Source organism: Blautia sp. HCP3S3_H10_2 (assembly GCF_052122375.1).
In the GTDB taxonomy this organism is placed as follows: domain Bacteria; phylum Bacillota; class Clostridia; order Lachnospirales; family Lachnospiraceae; genus Blautia_A.
Genome location: NZ_JBQKCL010000001.1, coordinates 420,267 through 426,610, shown reverse-complemented (window position 1 = coordinate 426,610; position 6,344 = coordinate 420,267). Strand labels below are relative to the sequence as shown.

Here is a 6,344-nt window from a genome sequence, read left to right as displayed (position 1 = left end):
TAGATATAGCCTGCGGTCAGATACTGTTCCTGAAGAATCCATTTCCTCTAACTGGTATACATACCGGATCCATATGACACATCGCTGTGAAGGAAGGCTTTTCTTAATCTCGGTAATAGAGGTATCAAATCCAAGGAGAGAACGATGGCTTCCAGTGCAAAAGACATCCAGCTGCGAGAGCTGAAAGACACCATAACACAACTGAAAACAATGGTCTCGGAGCAGACGGAACTGGTCAGATCTCTCCGTCTTGTTATTGACGAAAAAACCAGCCACGAAAAAGCCCTTCAGGAACAGGTGGACTATCTTACCAAAAAGCTTTTCGGTTCTTCCAGCGAAAGAAGGACCGATGACATTCCAGGACAGCAGCACCTTTTTGATGAAGCGGAAGTGGAACAGGATCCTTCCCTGTTGGAAGAAGAGACCGTGATCCGGGAGCATACCCGCAAGAAGAAAGCAACCCATGAGGATCTTTTTAAAGGCCTGAAGGTTGAAAAAGTAGTCATCCCTCTTCCGGATGAAGAGCAGGTCTGCCCGGTCTGCGGTACGCAGATGGTTCTGATCGGCGAAGAGTATGTCCGCCGTGAGCTGGAATTCATCCCGGCCACATGCAAAGTGATCGAATACTACAGCCAGAGTTATGGATGTCCGTCCTGTAAGGAAGGATTGGGAGACACGGAAAAGCCTGTGATCGTAAAGTCCCAGGTTTCGCAGGCCCTGGTAGGAAAAGGCCCGGCGACCGCATCCACCGTTGCATGGACGATGTATCAGAAGTACGCCAATGGACTTCCCCTTTACCGTCAGGAGAAAGACTGGAAACAGTATGGTGCCCAGATCAGCAGGACGACACTTGCCAACTGGATCATCTATTGCTCCAGGAATTACTTTCAGCCAATGTATGATTACTTCCACCGGGAACTGCTGAAGCGCAGCTTCGCAATGGCAGATGAGACCAGAGTCCAGGTATTGAAGGAAGAAGAGCGCCGGGCACAGACGCAATCCTTCATGTGGCTGTTCCGCAGCGGCGAAGACGGACTTCCTGCCATTATCCTATATGGCTATTCTCCAACCAGGAGCGGCAGCCATGCAAAGGAGTTTCTGGAAGGCTATCACGGATATCTGGAAACGGATGGCTATCAGGGCTACAACAGTCTGCCGGATATCAAGCGATGTTCCTGCTGGGCACACATCCGCCGGTACTTTATCGACGCCGTTCCCAAAGGGAAACAGTATGATTACAGCCAGCCGGCAGTACAGGGAGTCCAGTACTGTAACCGCCTGTTTGCCATAGAGGATTCCATTAACAAAAAATATCCTGGTGATTATGAAAAACGGAAGCAACTGCGTCTCGAGAAGGAAAAACCTGTTCTGGAGGCTTTCTGGTCGTGGCTTGAGCAACAAAAGCCAGTCCGGAATACCCGCATGGATAAAGCGGTGAATTATGTCCTTAACCGGCGGGAAACAGCGGAGACCTATCTGGAGGATGGCCGCTGTAGTTTCACAAACAATCTAAGCGAGAACGCAATCCGTCCGTTTGCAGTTGGCCGGAAGAACTGGCTGTTCAGTGATTCTGTAGAAGGAGCCAATGCCAGTGCTGTAGTCTATACAATGGTTGAGATGGCAAAGGCGCACGACCTGAACATTTACGGATATCTGAAATTTCTGCTGGAACGTCGGCCAACGAAAGAGATGACCGATGATCAGCTCGCAGAACTTGCACCCTGGAGTGAAAAACTCCAATCTATCAAAAATCGCATGTGAATTATAGTGAATTACTCCAACTCGCAAAGAGCTGGGGTAATTTTATATCTGACCGCATTATTATTTGGCGGTTACCAACCAATAAACCAAACACAACAATAAAAAAGCACGGGGATAGGTTTTTAGTTGTCTTGCAGACACCCCATCAAACCACTCAACTAGCAAAGCGTAGCAGACCTCTATAGAAGATATAGAGGGATAAGAAGAATGGAAGATAACCATCTTAGCAATCAACCTCCTGAAAATCAGGTAGGTGATTTGTTAGAATCTTTTTAATCCAGTCTATCAGACAACTTTCAAACTACTCAGGCGCATAGTTTATGTCTGCTTATATTATAGCAAACCTTGAGTAGTTTGAATAGTTGGCAAGGTGACTAGAAAATAAGGTTGAAAATCAGATGATTGATGCCATCTTTCTATTCTATCTTATTTCTTTTCCTCCACATATTTCTTAATATCCTTAATGAATCCCCATATCATTATTATCATAATAATGCCAATTGGGAATGCTGAAATTATGCTTACACTCTGAATGTTGTTCATAGAACTCTCTGAGAACACCAATGCAATTGGAAGCACAATAAGAAGAATACACCACAAAAGTTCAATCATCTTGTGAGGATGTTCGTTCTCCCCTAACCGCTTATAGCTATAGCACGCAGCTGTATAAGCAATAGAGTCGAATGAAGTTGCATAGAATGCAATCATACAAAGTATTGTAATCACGAGGATAATCTTAGATGCAGGCATCGTATTAATAATACTAAGAATCAAACCATACAGATCACCATCAGCTGCATACTGAGCGATAAAATCAGCTCCACCGCTAACCTGTAAACCTAAACCATAGTTTCCAAGAATCACAAAGCTTACAATTGTGGAACCAACACCAAAAATGTAACCGCCAAGAATGGTCTGCTTGATTGTTCTACCTCTTGAAATGTTACCAATGAAGAACGGAGCTGCAATACACCACACCATCCAATATGCCCAGTAATAAATAGTCCAATCTTGAGGAAAATTGTTTGCTCTAGTCGGGTCTGTGTAGGTACTTAATTCAACAAAATTCTGGATCATCTTTCCAAGACTTTGGAAGCCATTCTCTATGATGAATCTACCCTGTCCACCAATAAGCAAAACTACTAACAATAAACCAAAGAACAAATATATGCAGGCTTTTGCAAGGAAACTGATTCCTTTGAACCCATGAAGAACTGCATATGTATATACAGCACAGGTAACCAGGAGAATTACAATCGTAATTACTGTACGGCTGATGGTAAGGCCAAATAAATCCACGATGATGGCCGCCATAAGCGGTGTGGCTACGCTAAAGGTTGTGGCAGTCCCTGCAAGAAGAGCAAATAACGCAAACAAATCAATTATTCTTCCAAGAATACCATCTGCATGCTTACCAATCACTGGACGGCAAGCCTCTGAATATCTTTGACGATTTCTCTTTCTAACATGGAGCATGAAACCAAATACTACAGCAAGAACTAGATAAAATGCCCATGGAATGAAGCTCCAGTGGAACAGGGGAAAAACTCCTGCCCAATCAGCAATAGAGCCGAGTTCTGCAATATGTGGATTGGTTGCATACATTGTCCACTCCGCGAATGAATAAAACAGAATATCCGCTGCAAGTCCACAGGTGAACATCATGCTTCCCCACGCAAAAAATGAATACTTTGGCTTTTCGTTAGGCTCACCAAGAACAACATCCCCATACTTAGAGAAAGAAAGGAACACGGATACAAGAAGTACACCAAGACCAATAACAAGATAGTAAATGCCAAGTGTATCTCCAAAGAAAAATCTAATCTGGCCAATAATATCATTTGACTGCTCTGGAAAAACAAATAATACACCAGCCAAAGCCATTATTAGAATGAACGGTGCCAACGTTATCATCCAATCAATTCTATTACTTTTCAACTTGTTCATAATTACAGTTCCTCCATCGCTTCTGTTTTGTAATAATACTTGTACTTCTTTCCCGTCTCGAAGGTAAAACCAGCAGCGGCATTATCCTTGTCCTTGAAGGCTTTCACGCTTCTTATTTCCTTTTCCTCTACTCCCAGTTCGCCAGCTATCTTTGTCAGTATCTCCGATCTGGTGTTGCTGATATAGCTATCATCAAATTCTCGTAACTCATCAAGTGTGTCAAATTCAAATATAAAATCAGCTGGGTACTTCCTAATTTTCATTGGAAGCTCATTGATATGTTCAATGTAGATTGTTTCCCACAACTTATCCGCCGTTTCTGGCCATTCATACTCATCTTCCAGGATATGAAGAAAAGATCGTGAAAACGACTCAGACCAGAAGACATGCCCCAGCATAACCCATGAATCTTGTCCCCCAACCTTAACATCCTTAATCCATCCATCATCTTCTGAGATGCACCACTCTCCCGTATCTCCTTCCATATAGACCGCTGAATAGTAGGATTCATCCACATCAGATTCAAATGGATTAGTGATAAAGTAGTTATCAGATGAGCAGATATAGCTGTTCTTTATATATTCTCTTGCTGCATATATGCTGGAATTGTTGTTTCTGGTCAGATAGTATGGGTTGTTGATAAGTACAACACCATATTTGTCTTTCAAATATTCAAACTGTTCTGCTTTATAGCCAGTGACTACAACAACCTCCTCAATACCAGCTTCTCTCAGTTGCCTGATCTGTCTTTCAATCAGCACTTCTCCTCTCACTTCAATCAGTGCCTTTGGTTTTTCATAAGACAATGGAGCAAACCTGCTGGCTGTTCCTGCAGCCATGATGATTGCATTATCTACTTTCATTGCTCAGCTCCTCCATTACTATCTTGTAATAATCCTTCGCATATCGGTATTGACGTAGAGAATACTCACCAAACTCCACACCAAGATTACGCTTATATTCACACCAGTTACTCCACAGCAGACCACAGGCTGCAATGTAGCAATAAATCTTTATCCTAACATCTCTACTGCAATTTCCTTCAAAGTAGATATCAATTAACTTGTCTATCTCTTTTCTATCATAAAGGGAATAGATGCAGAACATCGCAATATCAACGTGTGGATCCTGCATACCTGCATACTCCCAGTCGATGAGTCTTATCTCTTCCTTACCATCCTGCTCAACAAAGAGGAAGTTATCTGGAACCGCATCGATATGAGTCAGACACCATCCTTTATCCATTCCATCAATTATTCTCTTCAAAGACAGAACGTTTTCCTTTGTCTTCTTGTAATCACGATATATTGAAGGCGTGTCTCCCCACAGAGTTTCGTAAAACTCCATCTGGCCAAAGATGTCAAATGTATGGTCAACTTTCAATCCAAGAGAATGAAATTCCTTTAGTTTGGTCATACATTTCTTCAAATCATCTTCAATTTCAGGATTGCATACTCTTGCACCTTCCAGATAAGCAGTAATCTTATACCCATTACTAGGATTGATATACACGATATCATCGCAGATTCCTCTATCCTTGATAACCTGATATACCTGGGCTTCTTCCTTTCTGTTGATCAATTGATCTGTACCTTCCCCTGGAATACGCATGATGTATTTCTTTTTTCGGCAGGTAAATAAAAAGGAACGATTCGTCATTCCCTTTTTCAGTACTTCAATATCAATTACTTCTTTATCGCTTACCTTCAATACATCAGCAATGATGGAGATGGCATCAGACTTCAGATGGTTTGATTCCTCATCTAGCTCCCTCAGCTGTTCATAAGTGTTGATTTCCACAACATCAAAGGCGTGTACCACTCTTGCCTGAACAATCATCCTATCTTTTTCAACCAGAGTTTCTTCCCAGAAGGAACAATCATAGTTCTTATCGCAATCCAGTTTCTCCAGTCGTTCTCTTACAATTCTACTCTGCTCCTCCACCAGATAAGCGATTCCCACCATCTGATTTCCACCTTGGTTGCTGGTGACAAGTTCCATTTTCCTATTCACCCGCACAGTACTCTCGTTATCAACCAGGTCGCTAACCATGTACCAGGAATAAAGTTCATGCCGGTGGAATGGATTCCTGTCACACCAGATGTCGCATGGAATAATATAGGTGTTAGAAAGATGGGAAGATGCTAGATGAAGAGAGTGAAGATTATTCTTTTCTGCATATTCCTCATTTACAATAAGCTCGACTCCATATTCATCTATAAGATACTCAAACTGCTCCTTCATATAGCCGACAACAACATAGATGTTTTTTAATCCAACCTCATGGAGCTGTTCTATAGTGCGTTCAATGAGCGTCTCGCCATTCACCTCCATCAACGCCTTAGGAGTTTGGGTGTTGATAGGCACCATTCTCATTCCAAATCCCGCAGCAAGGATAATTGCGTTTTGTGGGGAGTTGGTTTTGATCTTTAATTTAGCTTTTTCGGTAGGACGGATATGTTCGTCCACATAACCTTCCTTGATTAAATTCTTCAAAGAGCGATTCACAACACCAAGTGAATGCCCAGATACTTCTGATAGAATTCTTTGATTTATAAAAGGTTCTAACAGAAGTGTATTTAAAATATCTGATTCTTGTTTATTCATGAACGTCTCCTTTCTTTAATTTCGTGAAC

4 protein-coding genes are annotated in these 6,344 nt (G+C 42.2%); 1 reads left to right on the top strand and 3 read right to left on the bottom strand.

Translation table 11 applies throughout. The features are described from left to right. Nucleotides 1-144: 144 nt before the first annotated feature. Nucleotides 145-1,761, top strand: coding sequence for an IS66 family transposase (tnpC, locus tag ACTQWB_RS02005; protein WP_441500092.1), 1,617 nt, complete (start codon nucleotides 145-147; stop codon nucleotides 1,759-1,761). A gap of 426 nt (nucleotides 1,762-2,187) precedes the next feature. Here tnpC and ACTQWB_RS02000 read toward each other — a convergent pair whose 3' ends face one another. From ACTQWB_RS02000 to ACTQWB_RS01990, 3 genes are read right to left on the bottom strand one after another with little or no spacing between them, the layout of a single operon-like run. Further along, on the bottom strand, nucleotides 2,188-3,708 hold the full coding sequence (locus ACTQWB_RS02000) for a BCCT family transporter (protein ID WP_441500091.1): 1,521 nt from the start codon (nucleotides 3,706-3,708) through the stop codon (nucleotides 2,188-2,190). 2 nt (nucleotides 3,709-3,710) lie between these two features. Beyond that, complete coding sequence (locus ACTQWB_RS01995; RefSeq protein ID WP_441500090.1) at nucleotides 3,711-4,571, bottom strand: NTP transferase domain-containing protein; 861 nt, start codon at nucleotides 4,569-4,571, stop codon at nucleotides 3,711-3,713. After that, nucleotides 4,558-6,315 carry an NTP transferase domain-containing protein gene (locus tag ACTQWB_RS01990; RefSeq protein ID WP_441500089.1) on the bottom strand — a complete coding sequence of 586 codons (1,758 nt, stop codon included), beginning with the start codon at nucleotides 6,313-6,315 and terminating at the stop codon, nucleotides 4,558-4,560. The genes ACTQWB_RS01995 and ACTQWB_RS01990 overlap by 14 nt, the downstream gene beginning before the upstream one ends. Nucleotides 6,316-6,344 lie beyond the last annotated feature (29 nt).